The following is a 15,943-nucleotide window of genomic DNA, read 5'->3' as shown; positions in this document are numbered from 1 at the left end:
TGAAAAGGTCATCTTAGAAACAAGAAATATTCCTGTCAAACCGTAGAGGATCTTAAGTGTTCTTGTTAGGATTCTGCATACTCTGAGAGTAAACATGAACTACGCAGTTGATGAAAGCTCTCTCGAGACTCTTTACATAACCTACGCAATGGCCATACAATATAGCGCTCTTTGTGCGATATGCTGAGAAATTCATCCCCCCCAAATAAATTGCATATGGAAGATCGACGTGCAGGAATGCGCTCTATGGATTTTAACGTTTGCTCAACCTGTTTAGGATATAATGCTTTTAATACACCCCAAATTGTACATTGTGTTTCTACTGGATAGAAAATCTTAGGATCTTGAAGAACAAGAAGAACCCCGGAGCACATCTCCATTTTGTATTTTCCGAAAAAAGGCTCATAGAAAAAAGGAAGAAACAGAACACCGGGAAGCTTCATGCGATTCAGCTCGTCGGCAACTTTTTCCCCGTCCATCCAAGGAGCTCCGAGCACTTTGAAAGGTAAGGTATAACCTACACCGATACTTGCTACAGACAAGGCACCTAAAATCCCTGTGGCAGCATAGAAAAACGGTGATTGTGGATCTGGCATTTGAGGACTTGTGGGCATCCAAATCAATCCTGTTTCATCAAAGGTCATCGAGCGATTCCACCCTTTCATAGGGATCACGACAACATTAGCGTTAGGAGCGTATGTCTTTTTAAAAAACAACGCTAATTCCCCAGGTGTCATGCCATAACAATAAGGAATCGCTAGGGAACCTGAAGTTGTGGGATTAGGAAGAGGTCCATCAACAATCCTTCCTCCCATAGGATTCGGCCGATCTAAAACAATGAGCTGTTTTCCGTACCGTTCAGAAGCCTTTACTATTTGCATCAGCACGGTAACAAAGCTATAAGAACGCACTCCGATATCCTGAACATCATAAACAAATACATCACAATGTTCGGCAACCTCTTTGGGAACCTCTTTCACTCCATACAAGGATACAGAACGTAAATTTGGATATCTGGATGGCTGATTCCCCACCGTTTCTGTAGGTGTGGCTCCATAATAGCCGTGTTCCAACGTACAGAGGATTTCCACGGTACAATCATGCTTACGAGAATAGAATACAGAGAGGGCATCCTGCCCACGACTATTGATAGCTGCGCTATGAGAAATTAGAGCGATTTTCTTGCCTTGAATGCAACGTGTATACTCCCCTTCAGAAAAAATACGATCTAAGCCTACAAAAACTTGAGCACACCCTACGTAAGGGAAAATACAACTTAACAATACAAAAGAGTAAAAAATTTTCTTCATTGTGAAACTCAAAAATTGAAAAAACATCAACAGGCAATCATAAAAGTTCTTCAGAACAAAAATAAACTAGAATGTCTACCTTACTAGCGATTGCGTAGATACAATGTATGTTGTACTTTAACTACAAAGATTTTCATCGGCTAATAATTGCGCATTACGCTTGCTGACTCTATCTTGTTAAAACTTTATAATTTCAAAAGATTAAGAAAGATTCATGAAAATTGTGATTGCTAGTTCTCATGGTTATAAAATACGAGAAACCAAGACTTTTTTAAAGCGTTTAGGTGATTTCGATATTTTTTCTCTTTCTGATTTTCCTGACTATAAACTTCCCCAAGAACAGGAAGATTCTATAACGGCGAACGCCCTTACTAAAGGGATTCACGCTGCCAATCATTTGGGTTGCTGGGTCATTGCGGATGATACGATGTTACGCGTCCCCGCTTTAAATGGTCTTCCGGGTCCTTTATCTGCGAACTTTGCTGGTGTAGGTGCGTATGATAAAGATCATCGAAAAAAGCTGCTTGATCTTATGTCGTCTTTGGAAAGCCTCGTAGACCGTTCTGCGTACTTCGAGTGTTGTGTAGTTTTAGTCTCCCCTAATCAGGAGATTTTTAAAACGTATGGGATATGCGAGGGCTACATCAGCCATCAAGAAAAAGGTTCTTCAGGGTTCGGCTACGACCCTATCTTTGTAAAATATGATTACAAACAAACATTTGCCGAGCTTAGTGAAGATGTGAAAAATCAAGTTTCTCACAGAGCAAAGGCATTGCAAAAACTCGCCCCTCACCTGCAAAGCTTATTTGAAAAACACCTACTCACTAGGGACTAGTGTTCGCAAAGATTGCTCCAAGCAACCACGAATTTCTCGCATTTCTGCTAACAGAGCTTCTGCTCGTAAAAAATCCGCTTCCAAATTAGCAACCGAGGGCATCCCTTCTGCGGAAGGAAGCTGTTGAGTAGTTAAGAGCATCTCCATACTCACTACGGACTTCGCAGTAAGCCGAGGTGTTTTTTGAAAACAGACAGAGTGGATACCTTCATTCATGGGAGCTTCCAATTAATCATTGGTTTATTCAGCTTATTAAGGAGATAGTTAATTTTTGAAAAGTGTGAACAACCAAAAAAACCACGGTGAGCAGCTAACGGAGAGGGGTGAGGAGAGGATAGAACCGCATGTTGATGTTTTGAATTAAATAAAAGCTCGCATTTTTTTCTTGCAGCAGCTCCCCATAAAACAAAGATGATATGGGTTCTCTCTTGAATCAGTTTCGTCACAATGGCATCTGTAAACAGCTCCCAACCTTTACCAGCATGAGAGAAGGGTTCTCCCGCACGCACCGTCAATACTGTGTTCAATAATAAGATCCCTTGGTTTGCCCAAGACTGCAAACACCCCTTATGATTTTCAATCCCCAAATCTGTTTTTAACTCTCGGAAAATATTAATTAAAGAAGGGGGCAAACGCTGACCTTCGGGAACACTAAAGCTCAATCCATGAGCTTGCCCCTTTCCTGGATAAGGATCTTGACCCAAGATAACAACACGCACCTGATCAAAGGGCGTGCTTCTCAAAGCAGAAAATACGCAATTCTCCTCAGGGTAAACAGTATGCTCTTTATACTCCTGTTTTAAAAAAATAAGAAGTTGCTGCATGTAGGGTTTGGACCACTCTTCCTTAAGTTGCTCACGCCAACATAAAGGAAGCTGTTCTTGCCAAGACACAGGGAGCTGATCTATAGTAGCATTCTGCATAAATCACCTTTCTATAATTGTGATGAAAGTATACTCGCTTTTTATTTTAGCTCGACAGAGATTGTCAGTCTCGAGGTGTAAAGCTAAAAATTAGGACTTATTATGACATGTATCTCAGAACTTAACGAAGCACAACGCAAAGCTGTAACAGCTCCTCTCAATCCTGTACTCGTTCTAGCAGGAGCAGGAGCAGGTAAAACTCGTGTGGTTACCTATAGAATCTTACACCTAATTAACCAAGGCATCGCGCCTCGAGAAATTCTGGCTGTAACTTTTACGAATAAAGCAGCGCGAGAACTTAAAGAACGTATTGTCAATCAGTGTGCTTCCACTAATGAATTTGATGTTCCGATGGTGTGTACATTTCATAGTTTAGGAGTTTTTATTCTCCGACGTTCTATAAATCTGCTAAATCGTGAAAATAATTTTACTATTTATGATCAAAGTGACGCGGAAAAGCTCATCAAGCATGCCTTGCAACAACACAACCTCAAACCTAATCTTGCGAGCAAAATACAAGCTCACGTCTCACAAGCAAAGAACCGTTTACTCTTTCCCGAAGATTTGGATCCCAATGACTATATCGATCCTGTAGTCTCGATATACCAAGAATACCAAAAGAAACTTATCGAAGCGAATGCTCTGGATTTCGATGATCTTCTCTTTTTAACCGTAAGACTTCTTAGAGAAAGTCCCGAAGCACAGGAATTATATAACCAATTATGGAAAGCATTGCTCATCGATGAGTATCAAGATACCAACCATGCACAATATACTTTAATGCAGCTCCTCTCAAAGCAACATCGCAATGTCTTTGCTGTTGGGGATCCTGATCAGTCTATCTACTCCTGGCGAGGAGCAAATATTCACAATATCTTAAATTTTGAAAACGATTACCCTAATGCTAAAGTCTTATGCCTCGAAGAAAACTACCGCAGTTATGGCAATATTCTAAATGCCGCTAATGCTCTGATTAAAAATAACGCATCAAGGTTAGAAAAAGAATTGCGTAGCGTCAAAGGACCTGGAGAAAAGATTCGTCTTTTCCTAGGAAGCACAGATCGCGAAGAAGCAGACTTTGTCGCTGCAGAAATTCTTCAATTACATAGAGTCGGGAATATAAAACTACGTGACATCTGTATTTTCTATAGAACGAACTCCCAATCTCGGACATTTGAAGACGCTCTACTTCGCAGGCGCATTCCCTATGAAATTATCGGGGGTCTCTCCTTCTACAAGCGTAAGGAAATCCAAGATATCCTAGCCTTTCTCCGTATCTTTATTTCCAAAAGCGACATCGTTGCTTTTGATAGAACTGTAAATCTACCCAAACGAGGGATCGGTTCAACAACGATATTTGCACTCACGCAATATGCAATTGCTCAAGGTCTCCCTATCCTCAAAGCATGCCAACAAGCCTTGGATACTAAAGACGTCAAATTATCTAAAAAACAACAAGAAGGCCTTCAAGAGTATCTTGCACTTTTCCCTCAAATTGAACATGCCTACAATACTCTTTCCCTTAGAGATTTTATAGAGTCTGTAGTTAGGATCACGGGTTACCTTGAGATCTTAAAAGAAGATGCGGATACCTTCAAAGATCGGAAAAGCAATTTAGAGGAACTCTATCATAAAGCTTTGGAATCCGAACAACAAAATCCAAAGACACATTTGGAACTTTTCCTTGATGATCTTGCCTTAAAAGGCTCTGATGATGATCTAAATTTAACTGCGGATCGCGTGAATTTGATGACCCTTCATAATGGAAAAGGGTTGGAGTTCCGTGTATCATTTCTTGTAGGTCTAGAAGAACAATTGCTTCCACATGCGAACTCTCTGGGCGGCACTTATGAAAATATTGAAGAAGAACGACGGTTATGCTACGTAGGAATTACTCGAGCTCAAGATCTCCTCTATCTTACTACCGCACAAGTTCGCAGCCTCTGGGGAACCGTACGGATGATGAAGCCCAGTAGATTTTTAAAGGAAATTCCAAAAGATTATATGATTCAAGTGCGTTAGACATGTTTCAGCAAAAGCAGAAGTTGTCTCTAAAGTATCTACCCTCACTAAGGATGCAACAAGGCCTGCAGATGCTGCAATCGCCACTTACTGAGTTATCATCGTATGTAGTTCAAGAGATCATTGATAATCCTTTTTTTGATCTCTCTTCACTAGAAGAGGAAGAATGGTCTCCTTGTTATCGACCTACAAACTCTACGTTTTCCTATTTGAATCAGACTCCTGGACCTCAAGAGTCTTTATATACTCGTCTCCTTCCTCAAATCGAGGAGGCTTTTTCTACTGCAGAAGAACGATTCATTGCCCATCAAATTGCCGGGAATCTCTCGGATGAAGGACTCTTTCTAAGAAATCCTGAGGATTTTGCTCAAGAACTTGAGCTTCCCTTAGAAAAAATTCATAAAGTTTGGGACACTATACAAAACCTAAGTCCTGAAGGCATTGCCTCTCCTTCGCTACAAAGCTATTGGATGAAGCTCCTCCGCAACTCCTCCCACCAACAAGCCTATAGCATCGTCCGTGATTGCTATCCCTTGATGACTAACTGTGAGTTTGCGCCTATTATGAAAAAGTTCAGTCTCTCTTTATCCGAACTTCGAAATATTTTAAAAAAAGCATTAGGATCTATACCTTGGTGTCCTGCAGCAGCTTGCACTGTGAAGCCCATGGTATCAACTCCTCTTCCCGATATTTATCTTTTTTATTCCTCAGGATCTTGGAAAATTGAAGTGAGTACTCGAGGCTTGCCATCTATAAAGCTGAATAAAGAAACGTTTCACTTCTATGAACACCTTCCTAAAGAAGAGCAGAAAAACCTCTCTCAACAAATTTTATCAGCAAAGTGGCTAATCAAAAATCTCAGAAAACGAGAACAAACGCTCCTTCAAGTGATGGAGACACTTCTCCCCAAACAAGAAGACTTTTTATTAGGAAAAATTCCAGCCCCCTATCCTTTAGGCATTAAAGATTTGGCTGAAGATCTCTCTTTTCATGAGTCAACAATCTTCCGTGCCATTGAAAACAAAGCGGTTGCAGCTCCTATAGGGATTTTCCCTCTAAAGCACCTCTTCCCCCGAGGAATCCATCAAGATTCCTCGCATTCTAAAGAGAATGTTCTACAATGGATCCGCCAATGGATCGCAACGGAACAAACTCCTCTATCTGATAGTGTGATCAGTGACAGAATCACTGCAAAAGGGATTCCTTGTGCCCGACGTACAGTAGCAAAATACCGTGCACAACTAAAGATCCTGCCTGCTAATAAAAGAAAAAAGCTGTTTTACATAAGATCATCAAACAGTCATTTTAGAGATAGGCAGTTCTAGTTAAAGTTAAACAAAGTAGGATTGATAAATTTGCTTCCAACGGACATTTTCAAGCTTTCGTTTTCTAGCATAGTGTTCCAAAACAGGAATAGGCTCTTTAGCAAACATTTTTATTTCCTTATCCGTCAGCCTTAGCAGCACCCATAAGGGAGGTACTCCGAGCATTTTACGAATCTTTTTCATGGCCCGATACAAATAGCTCTGCGCCATGCACAATCGCATCAAAAAATACATAGGTAAAACCAGCATAATCAGTATACCGGCAGGATACCATAAGGAGATTCCTAAACCTAAAATGGTGAAGAATAATAGCAAGTAGCTCTCTCCTGGAGAGCGAAATAGAGGACCGAAAAACCTTCTCCAACCCCAACGAGAAGTTTGATAAGCTAACACCTCTTCAAAGACAGGCTCATGAAATTTCATTCTCACAGCATGCACGGCTTCGTGAGCGAGTACCTCATCTCTGGAATACATTCCTAGCCATCGCGAAGCTTTCCGGTGATGTTTACGCAGTTGGATGGTCACTTCATTATTTAGAATCCACGTACATCCTGCTTCCCAGACATCTAATCCTTCATTAGAGTAGAGCACTTCAACATACTCAGGGAAAATATCGAATTGTTCCCTTAAAGATTCAGGAAACGACGCGGGGGTTTCGGGTCCTGCATCTAGCATAGCATTGCTACGTACAAGAAACGCTACCTTTTCTTCTTCTGGGCCTGCAATCAATCCCTGTTTATTGAAAGTAATCAAATCATCATCAGGAGAAGAAAGGCTGGTGACAAACTCAAGTTTTTCCACGTTTCGTGTCCTAGGTTTCTATCTATGCTCGGCTCTTTTTCAAACCTTTTTTCTCATTGTTAAAAGAAATTACAATCGTTAACAAGAAAAATTGAAAAGGTTTTAGCATCTTGGCAATAAGAAATCTCGTCTCTTTTAATGTTGTGTTATTTTAAAACTTTTTACTAATCAGAAAAGAATGACAGTTGCAGGTTCAAGATGAAACCTAAATAGTTTCTATCATATTATTCCCTTGAAAAGAATTTGCTTCTTACTCAATAACCATAGGGACATATCAAGAATTCTCTATGCTAGCCTTCATATAGACCAGCGTTCCTGTTATTTAGCGTATGAAAACGCAACAGTATAGGTTGGACGATCCAGTTGATTATTTTTCCATGATCGAGAAACTAAGAGCACCGACTCATGAAAAGCTGCTAGAGTGACTTATTGTAACTGTTAATGAGCTTTGCTATTGGCATGCGTGTTATTATTTCAGCGAAACCTTGAAATAAATAACATATATTTGCATGAAAACAAAGTTTTAGGAATTAGAAAATTAAATTAATAAAAGGGAGTCGCGTTTTCTCTCGGTAAAGTATCCAGGGTCCTCACGCAATTAGATTAATGAAAAAGTCCTTAATTATAGTAGAATCACCTGCAAAAATTAAAACGCTACAAAAATTATTAGGGAGTGAATTTGTTTTTGCCTCATCTATAGGACATATTGTAGATCTCCCTGCTAAGGAATTTGGCATTGATGTGGATCATGATTTCGAACCACAATACCAAGTGCTTCCCGATAAACAAGAGGTCATCAATCACATCCGCAAGCTAGCCGCGAAGTGTGAAAAAGTCTATCTTTCCCCTGACCCTGATAGAGAAGGAGAGGCAATTGCCTGGCACATCGCGAATCAGCTTCCTGACTCTCCTCTGATCCAGAGGGTATCGTTTAATGCCATTACCAAAAATGCGGTTACAGAGGCCTTAAAACACCCTCGAACCATCGATATGGCTTTAGTCAACGCACAACAAGCGCGGAGACTTCTTGACCGCATTGTGGGATATAAAATTTCTCCTATCCTAAGTCGAAAGTTACAACAACGCTCAGGGATATCTGCAGGGCGTGTGCAATCTGTAGCTTTGAAGCTTGTCGTAGATCGAGAAAAGGCTATTGATGCTTTTGTTCCTGTTGAATACTGGAATTTACGCGTTTTAATGCAAGATCCCAAAACGACAAAAACGTTTTGGGCGCATTTATACGCTGTGCAAGGAAAAAAGTGGGAGAAAGAAATCCCTGAAGGGAAAACCGAAAATGATGTCCTTCTTATTAACTCTGAAGAGAAAGCCCGTCACTATGCCGAGCTGTTAGAGAAATCCTCGTATACAATCACTCGTGTAGAAGCTAAGGCAAAACGACGTTTTGCTCCTCCTCCTTTCATTACATCCACTCTCCAGCAGGAAGCAAGCCGGCATTTTCGTTTTTCTGCTTCTAGAACCATGTCTATAGCGCAAACCCTCTATGAGGGCGTCGATTTAGATAGTGAAGATTCTACAGGTTTGATTACCTACATGCGTACGGATTCCGTACGTGTAGATCCCGAAGCATTAACTACAGTTAGAGAGTACATCCAACAGACTTTCGGTAAAGAATATCTCCCTGAGAAAGCAAACGTATATACTACAAAAAAGATGACGCAAGATGCTCACGAAGCCATACGTCCCACTGATATTAATCTGACTCCTGACAAATTAAAGAATAAGCTTTCTGATGATCAATTTAAAGTATACAACTTAATCTGGAAACGCTTCGTAGCCTCACAGATTACCCCTGCAATTTATGATACTTTAGCTGTTCAAATTACTACGGATACAGAAATAGACCTCCGAGCTTCAGGATCCTTACTAAAATTTAAAGGGTTTCTCGCTGTCTATGAAGAGAAGCAAGATGATGAAAATGATCAAGAAGAAGACCATCCTCTCCCCCCCCTACATGCCCAAGATGCCTTAATCAAAGAGGAAGTATCCCAAGAACAGGCATTTACAAAACCCCTTCCTAGATTCACAGAAGCTTCTCTAGTCAAAGAGTTAGAAAAATCTGGGATCGGCCGTCCTTCAACGTATGCCACGATAATGAACAAAATTCAAAGTCGTGAATATACGACTAAAGAAAATCAACGGTTACGTCCTACAGAATTAGGAAAGATTATCTCACAGTTCTTAGAAACAAACTTTCCAAGAATTATGGATATCGGGTTCACAGCTCTCATGGAAGACGAGCTTGAACTCATTGCAGATAATAAAAAACCTTGGAAACTCTTACTTCAAGAATTCTGGACTACATTCCTTCCTGTAGTGATTACAGCAGAAAAAGAAGCTGTCATTCCTAGAATTCTCACAAATATAGAATGTTCTAAGTGCCATAAAGGAAAACTAGTAAAAATCTGGTCTAAAAACAGTTATTTCTATGGCTGCTCAGAATATCCTGAATGCGATTACCGCACTTCTGAAGAAGAGCTCGCTTTCAACAAAGAAGACTATGCTGAAGACACCCCCTGGGACAGTCCTTGTCCTCTTTGTGGAGGCGTTATGAAAGTACGTCACGGCCGCTATGGAACATTTTTAGGGTGTGAGAAGTATCCTGAATGCCGTGGCACTATATCAATCCATAAAAAGGGAGAGGAAATCGAACAGGAAGAGCCTATCCCCTGCCCTGCAATAGGCTGTAATGGGAAAATTTTCAAAAAACGCTCCCGTTACAACAAGATTTTCTATTCCTGTTCAGAGTATCCTGAATGTAGTGTGATTGGAAATTCTATAGATGCTGTAATCACAAAGTACTCAGGAACAGAAAAAATTCCCTATAAGAAAAAAACTCCGACCAAGAAAAAATCTTCAGCAAAAACAACAAAAGCAGCCAAAACACCTTCTAAAAAGGGAAAAGCAAAAAGCTCGGTTAAAAAATCTTCAGAAAAGAAAACAGGTCCTTTATTCCTTCCCTCTCCAGATCTAGCAAAAATGATCGGAAACGAACCCGTATCTCGGGGAGAAGCAACCAAAAAAATCTGGGATTACATCAAGGAACATCAATTACAGGCACCAGAAAATAAAAAACTTTTAGTTCCTGATAACAATTTAGCTACGATCATTGGTCCGAATCCTATCGATATGTTCCAACTTTCGAAACACCTAAGTCAGCATTTAACAAAGGTCTCTAATGACGAGTCGTCGGCTTCTTCGTAATCATTCACAAGCTGGTAGACTTCTTGGTAGGATGTCGCTTTTGCTAGAGACGAACGAAGAAAACGCACCTTAGCCGCGGAAATTAGGTAGTGGCCACATAATTTACGTGTTTCTGAAAGGAACTTCGTTTCGCTTTGATAATAGTCTTCTACTAGGCGCATATGCTCCAGAAACGCAGCTTTCCTTTTGATAAAGGGAATTTTCTCATAGCTTCCTGTAGTGAGATAGTCTTGGATTTGTTTTCCAATCCAAGGGGCTCCCAAGGTTCCTCGAGCTACCAGAACACCATCACATCCTGTAGTTAGCATTGCTTGCGCAGCTTCTGGAGAAAAAATATCTCCGTTACCAAAAACTGGGAATTCTTTTCCTGCAGCAGCCTTGGCTCTAGAAATATACTCTTGCTTGCTAGGACCGTGGTATCCCTGAGCACGAGTTCTCCCGTGAACAAAAACTGCGCTAGCTCCAGCATCACGTATAATACGTACCGTATCCTCTACGTTGATATGTTCCATATCCCAACCCGAGCGAATTTTTACTGTTACAGGAATGGAAACGCTATTGATGATTTTATCTAAAATCCTCCCAATAAGCTCTGGCGTCTTCAAAAGACCTGACCCACTGCCATCTTTGGTGATTTTATCTGTAGGACATCCACAATTTAGGTCTATAAGGTCGAAACCAAGGCCTTCTAAAATTTTAGCGGCCTCCCCACTAGTTTCTGGATTACTACCGCACAACTGCGCTCCTATGGGACGCATGTTCTCATTATAATCTAGAAGCTTCGAAGTACGCTCAGGAGCGTAGAGTATCCCTTCTACTTTCACCATTTCACAAAACATCAACCCTGGTTGATACAATGCGGACATGCAACGGTAGGGATAATCTGAAAATCCCGCTAGAGGAGCATAGACTATAGAGGAACGAAGTAAAATATTTTTTATAAATATTGGAGCAGCCATGGAGAATGAAAAATATTAAGAATAATAAAACGTAGGACTCTTAATATAACAAAAGGAAGGATTCCAAGGCAAAGCAGACCAACAAAAGGACTGGGATCTATAAATCCAATTCTAGGAACAAAGCGACGAAAGAAATTCAAAAAAGGGTCAACACACTTGGAAACCAACTGGTACCAGCGCGCAGACTGGCAATCAGGGACCCAAGAAGCAAAGATATAGGCTAAAATTAGAAAGCTATAAACATTAATAGCCGTTCTTAACAAATAAGATAGCATTATATTTTACTCTCTTAATTATAATTAATATGTGTTTTTCTTGAAAAAGAGCCCTCTATCCATTAAAATAGCTGCCTTTATATTTTAAGAATTCTTGAGCTATGAATTTCAAGCTGCCTGTTTATCATATTGGACTAACCAAAGCTGAAAACAATACTATTAAAATAGCAATTTTACAGAAAACATGTAAAGGATGGATCGTCTGTCACTGTGAACAAATTCCCGAAGGAAAGACCTGGTCTCTCCCAAAAAAATACTTTGCAGCACCAACGACTTTCTCTCTGCAGGGCTCTGACATCTTAGTCAAAAGTTCTTCCTCATCCCTTAAAAATAGAAAAAATATTTTAAAAGTAGCTCTCACAAATCTAGAAGCAAGTCTTGCCCTACCCTGGGAATCTCTGATTGTACAGCCACAACTAGGCAAACCGACGGATAGAGGAGAAACTCCTCTGACCCTATGGATTGCTCAAAAAAATACACTCAAAAAAGAACTTTCTTTTCTGTCCCAGGCTCAGATTTTCCCTGATAAACTCTCTTGTCGTGCTGCCGATATTTTTTTTCTAGCAGAACAGAGCCCTTTAAAGAGCCTGCCCGCATATCTTCTTATCTATGGCGGTTCTGAAGAAGTTACCTGCATTTTTGTAAAAAATCATGCCATTGCTGTAGCTCGTTCTTTTAGCAACCACTCAACGAAAAAAAGCTGCGACGACATCCATGCAACGTTGCAGTATATACAAGAAACATTCCCACAAACTGTGCTTCCTGCTATTCACGTCGCACAGATATCCCCGAATCTACAAAAAATTTTAGAACAAAAACTGTCTCTCCCGCTTGTGGTCTGTCAATCTATGACTTATGGAGTGGAAGACGAGGATTGGGAAATTTATGGAGATACTATTGCTGCTGCCCACCATGGGGCCTCAAGACGACCTCTAACTTTTCCCTATGACGCTACCTCAGTTTCCCCAGCAGCCCAAAAACATTGGCTGCTACGCTCCTCTCTGTTGATAGGGAAGTATGCCCTCATGGCTACGGTAGTCGTAAGTCTGGGATCCGTGTTAAAACTTAAATCTCTTTCTTCCTCAGCTTCGAACCATTTTGCTTTCGCTTGTCCTGAAGAGGGCGTGCTCCCAAGATCTTTAAGGGCCGCAGAAAAAACAGTAAAGGCAATCGGAAAGAAGAACTCGGCTTCCAACTACCCACTCTTGCCTACAATTCCCACAAGTGAGCAAACATTAAAATTTCTTCTTGCCCTTGGGAAAAGCAGCCCCTCAATAAAGTTCTCGTATTTCTCCTATACCATGACAAGTTATCCCTCAAAAGATAACCCCTCTCTCCCCTACAGTGCCTTAGTTGAAGTCAAGGGACAAGGACAACCTGAAGACATCCCTCAATTCTTAAAAAAAATATCGAGTCACCCCAAGCTACAACATGTTTCAGAGTCTCTAGAAGATCAACGATCTTTTAAACTACAATTTACATTAAGCTCTTAGGACGTCTTATGAAAAAATGGATTTCTATTTTAATTCTTAGTTTTCTTTCTCTTTTGAGTATACTTCCCGTCCTAGCGATTACCATAAATCACGTGAAGATCTCTCAGCGTTGGTCTGATCTAAATTCTCAGATTCTCACACTGAAAGTTATAAGAGATCATGAAGATCAGGTGATCAAACACAATGCTCGCATTTCTAAGGATCGCAATAACCTCTCAATAGAAAGTTTAAATGCCTCTTGCAAGCAATTACGCCCTCTATCCAAAGAACGCGAACGTTTAAACAAATTAAACTCAAATTCTTTGCTAGCACAAAGTAAAGAAGTTTGGGAAAGAAAGCGTGCTCTAGAAAAATCAAATCACCAGCTCGTCTGGAACTGCGAACAAATGCACAATGACTTTGCATTTGTGCGTCTAGAGCAAGCTACTGAAATGGATAATGAAGATATCGAGTCCTTGTTTTCTCTTTTCAACCCAGAGAACCCTGTCGCGCCCCTAGTTTTCTTCACCTGTTGGAAAATGACAAAACAAACTACGCCTCTAGGAAATGAGGTCTGGTTAACACATGCTGAGGCTATAAGTCGATGGATATAAAAAAACTCTTTTGCTTATTTCTATGTTCTTCTCTAATTGCCATGAGTCCCATTTATGGGAAAACAGGTGACTATGAGAAACTCACCCTTACAGGGATCAATATCATTGATAGAAACGGCCTGTCAGAAACTATTTGCTCTAAAGAGAAGCTAAAGAAATACACCAAGGTAGACTTTCTTGCTCCCCAGCCCTATCAAAAGGTCATGAGGATGTATAAAAACAAACGCGGAGATAACGTTTCTTGTTTAACAGCCTATCACACTAACGGGCAAATTAAGCAGTACCTGGAGTGTCTCAATAATCGTGCTTATGGAAGATATCGTGAATGGCACGTCAACGGGAATATCAAAATCCAAGCTGAGGTTATCGGAGGTATTGCGGATCTTCATCCCTCAGCAGAGTCTGGCTGGCTATTTGATCAAACTACATTTGCCTATAATGATGAAGGTATCTTAGAAGCCGCTATCGTCTATGAAAAAGGGCTGCTCGAAGGATCTTCGGTGTATTACCATACTAATGGGAATATTTGGAAAGAGTGTCCCTATCATAAGGGAGTTCCTCAAGGTAAATTCCTGACATACACATCTTCGGGGAAACTGCTCAAAGAACAGAATTACCAACAAGGCAAAAGACACGGTCTTTCGATTCGCTACAGCGAAGATTCCGAAGAAGATGTTTTAGCCTGGGAAGAATATCATGAGGGACGACTCCTAAAAGCAGAGTACTTAGATCCTCAAACTCACGAAATCTATGCGACTATACACGAAGGGAACGGCATTCAAGCAATCTACGGCAAGTATGCCGTTATAGAAACTAGGGCATTTTACCGAGGGAAACCTTATGGAAAAGTTACCAGATTCGACAACTCCGGAACACAGATTGTCCAAACGTATAACCTTTTGCAAGGCGCGAAGCACGGAGAAGAATTTTTCTTTTATCCTGAGACAGGGAAACCCAAGCTGCTTCTTAATTGGCATGAAGGAATTTTAAATGGGATAGTAAAAACTTGGTATCCCGGAGGAACCTTAGAAAGTTGTAAAGAACTCGTAAATAACAAAAAATCCGGGTTACTGACCATTTACTACCCTGAAGGACAGATCATGGCGACCGAAGAGTATGATAATGATCTTCTAATTAAAGGAGAGTACTTCCGCCCTGGAGACCGTCATCCCTACTCTAAAATAGATCGTGGTTGTGGGACTGCAGTATTTTTCTCGTCGGCGGGAACTATTACTAAAAAAATCCCCTATCAGGACGGCAAACCTTTGCTCAACTAGAACTTCCCTATGACTGATCCTAAAATAGAGAAATCCGCACTACGTAAACTATTTATCTCTATACGCAGGGATCTCTCTGAAGAACGCAAGCATGAGGCCTCTTCTGCAGTGGCCTCTTTCGTTCGCAGCTTTTCTAAAGAGAGCGTCGTTCTCTCTTTTGTCTCTTTCAATCACGAAATAGACATGCAAGAAGCAAATCGCATACTTATCCAGAAATGTACCCTAGCTCTTCCCAAGATTGATCAGGAAAACCTCTATCCTGTTCTTATCCCCTCGATAGACGATCTTATTTCCGTTGTGCATCCCAAAGATCCCTTCTCGAAACAAACACCGATCTCGAGTGATAAGATTACCCACGTGCTCGTTCCGGGCCTTGCCTTTGATCAGCAGGGCTATCGGCTTGGTTATGGTCACGGTTTCTACGATCGCTGGTTAGCACAACATCCCTATCCCTCTATACGAACCATCGGCATCGGCTACTGCGAACAAAAAATCGATAGACTTCCCCAAGAAAGTCATGACATCCCCCTTTCCCAAATCTATTTATGTTAGAAATAAGAAGAAGTTCTTTTGATTTTTTGAAAATAGTTTCCCTTGTTAAAGGAATCTCGGCATCCAATAGATCTATTTTTTCAGTTTCATAATTTAGATATACTATCTGAAACTAAGGTCCTTGTATTCTAGTGCTTTTCTTAAATTTATTGAGAAATAACAAGCCATCTTGAAGTTACTTTTTGCCTTGACTGCCATGGCAAATTCAAGTATGCATAGAGAGCAAAACAATACAGAATGATACACATCATCTAAAACCTTCCACCCCCAAATCTCTCAACTAACTATGAGAAGAACTTCTCTATTTCTCTCGATTCTCAGAGAAACAGAACTATTCTCTGGGGAATATGGAAACC

At 40.6% G+C, this 15,943-nt stretch carries 14 protein-coding genes; 8 read left to right on the top strand and 6 right to left on the bottom strand.

What is annotated here, in order from left to right; genetic code table 11:
- Positions 1-65: 65 nt before the first annotated feature.
- Positions 66-1,310 (bottom strand): DUF1343 domain-containing protein, encoded by a 1,245-nt coding sequence (locus CPB_RS04005; RefSeq protein WP_010883413.1) that lies wholly within the window; start codon positions 1,308-1,310, stop codon positions 66-68.
- A 214-nt stretch (positions 1,311-1,524) separates the two neighbouring features.
- On the opposite strand from CPB_RS04005, the gene rdgB reads away from it, so the two are divergent.
- Entirely contained in the window at positions 1,525-2,145 is a 621-nt protein-coding gene (gene rdgB / locus CPB_RS04000; protein ID WP_010892269.1) for an RdgB/HAM1 family non-canonical purine NTP pyrophosphatase, read from the top strand.
- Here rdgB and CPB_RS03995 read toward each other — a convergent pair.
- Complete coding sequence (locus CPB_RS03995) at positions 2,128-2,361, bottom strand: hypothetical protein (RefSeq protein WP_010883411.1); 234 nt, start codon at positions 2,359-2,361, stop codon at positions 2,128-2,130. The two genes, rdgB and CPB_RS03995, sit on opposite strands and share 18 nt — an antisense overlap.
- Entirely contained in the window at positions 2,358-3,068 is a 711-nt protein-coding gene (ung, locus tag CPB_RS03990; RefSeq protein ID WP_010883410.1) for a uracil-DNA glycosylase, read from the bottom strand. The genes CPB_RS03995 and ung overlap by 4 nt, the downstream gene beginning before the upstream one ends.
- Before the next feature lie 102 nt (positions 3,069-3,170).
- Between ung and CPB_RS03985 the strand changes: the two genes are divergently transcribed.
- Positions 3,171-5,090 carry an ATP-dependent helicase gene (locus CPB_RS03985; protein ID WP_011126222.1) on the top strand — a complete coding sequence of 640 codons (1,920 nt, stop codon included), beginning with the start codon at positions 3,171-3,173 and terminating at the stop codon, positions 5,088-5,090.
- Positions 5,091-5,092: 2 nt separating this feature from the next.
- On the top strand, positions 5,093-6,415 hold the full coding sequence (gene rpoN / locus CPB_RS03980; protein WP_010883408.1) for an RNA polymerase factor sigma-54: 1,323 nt from the start codon (positions 5,093-5,095) through the stop codon (positions 6,413-6,415).
- Positions 6,416-6,421: 6 nt separating this feature from the next.
- Here the strand turns inward: rpoN and CPB_RS03975 are convergent, their stop codons facing one another.
- Positions 6,422-7,216 (bottom strand): hypothetical protein, encoded by a 795-nt coding sequence (locus CPB_RS03975; RefSeq protein ID WP_010883407.1) that lies wholly within the window; start codon positions 7,214-7,216, stop codon positions 6,422-6,424.
- A 606-nt stretch (positions 7,217-7,822) separates the two neighbouring features.
- Here CPB_RS03975 and topA point away from each other — a divergent pair.
- Complete coding sequence (gene topA / locus CPB_RS03970) at positions 7,823-10,438, top strand: type I DNA topoisomerase (protein WP_010883406.1); 2,616 nt, start codon at positions 7,823-7,825, stop codon at positions 10,436-10,438.
- On the opposite strand, the gene dusB is transcribed toward topA, so the two are convergent.
- Both dusB and CPB_RS03960 read right to left on the bottom strand, forming a co-directional pair.
- A complete protein-coding gene (dusB, locus tag CPB_RS03965; protein ID WP_010883405.1) occupies positions 10,390-11,397 on the bottom strand; it encodes a tRNA dihydrouridine synthase DusB in 1,008 nt (335 codons plus the stop codon). The genes topA and dusB overlap by 49 nt on opposite strands.
- Positions 11,376-11,672: a YggT family protein gene (locus CPB_RS03960; RefSeq protein WP_010883404.1), complete on the bottom strand. Its 297-nt coding sequence runs from the start codon at positions 11,670-11,672 to the stop codon at positions 11,376-11,378. Before CPB_RS03960 ends, dusB begins: the two co-directional genes overlap by 22 nt.
- 101 nt (positions 11,673-11,773) lie before the next feature.
- Between CPB_RS03960 and CPB_RS03955 the strand changes: the two genes are divergently transcribed.
- From CPB_RS03955 to CPB_RS03940, 4 genes are read left to right on the top strand one after another with little or no spacing between them, the layout of a single operon-like run.
- Positions 11,774-13,165 carry a hypothetical protein gene (locus tag CPB_RS03955; RefSeq protein ID WP_011126221.1) on the top strand — a complete coding sequence of 464 codons (1,392 nt, stop codon included), beginning with the start codon at positions 11,774-11,776 and terminating at the stop codon, positions 13,163-13,165.
- An 8-nt stretch (positions 13,166-13,173) separates the two neighbouring features.
- The gene (locus tag CPB_RS03950) at positions 13,174-13,758 is read left to right on the top strand and encodes a hypothetical protein (protein ID WP_010883402.1); all 585 of its coding nucleotides are present in this window, start codon (positions 13,174-13,176) and stop codon (positions 13,756-13,758) included.
- Positions 13,749-15,035 carry a toxin-antitoxin system YwqK family antitoxin gene (locus tag CPB_RS03945; protein ID WP_011126220.1) on the top strand — a complete coding sequence of 429 codons (1,287 nt, stop codon included), beginning with the start codon at positions 13,749-13,751 and terminating at the stop codon, positions 15,033-15,035. Before CPB_RS03950 ends, CPB_RS03945 begins: the two co-directional genes overlap by 10 nt.
- 9 nt (positions 15,036-15,044) lie before the next feature.
- A complete protein-coding gene (locus CPB_RS03940) occupies positions 15,045-15,587 on the top strand; it encodes a 5-formyltetrahydrofolate cyclo-ligase (protein ID WP_010883400.1) in 543 nt (180 codons plus the stop codon).
- Positions 15,588-15,943 lie beyond the last annotated feature (356 nt).

The sequence above is a fragment of the Chlamydia pneumoniae TW-183 genome (assembly GCF_000007205.1).
GTDB lineage: Bacteria > Chlamydiota > Chlamydiia > Chlamydiales > Chlamydiaceae > Chlamydia > Chlamydia pneumoniae.
Note: the sequence above shows the minus strand (reverse complement) of the source record. Positions and strands in the feature narration are given on the sequence as shown.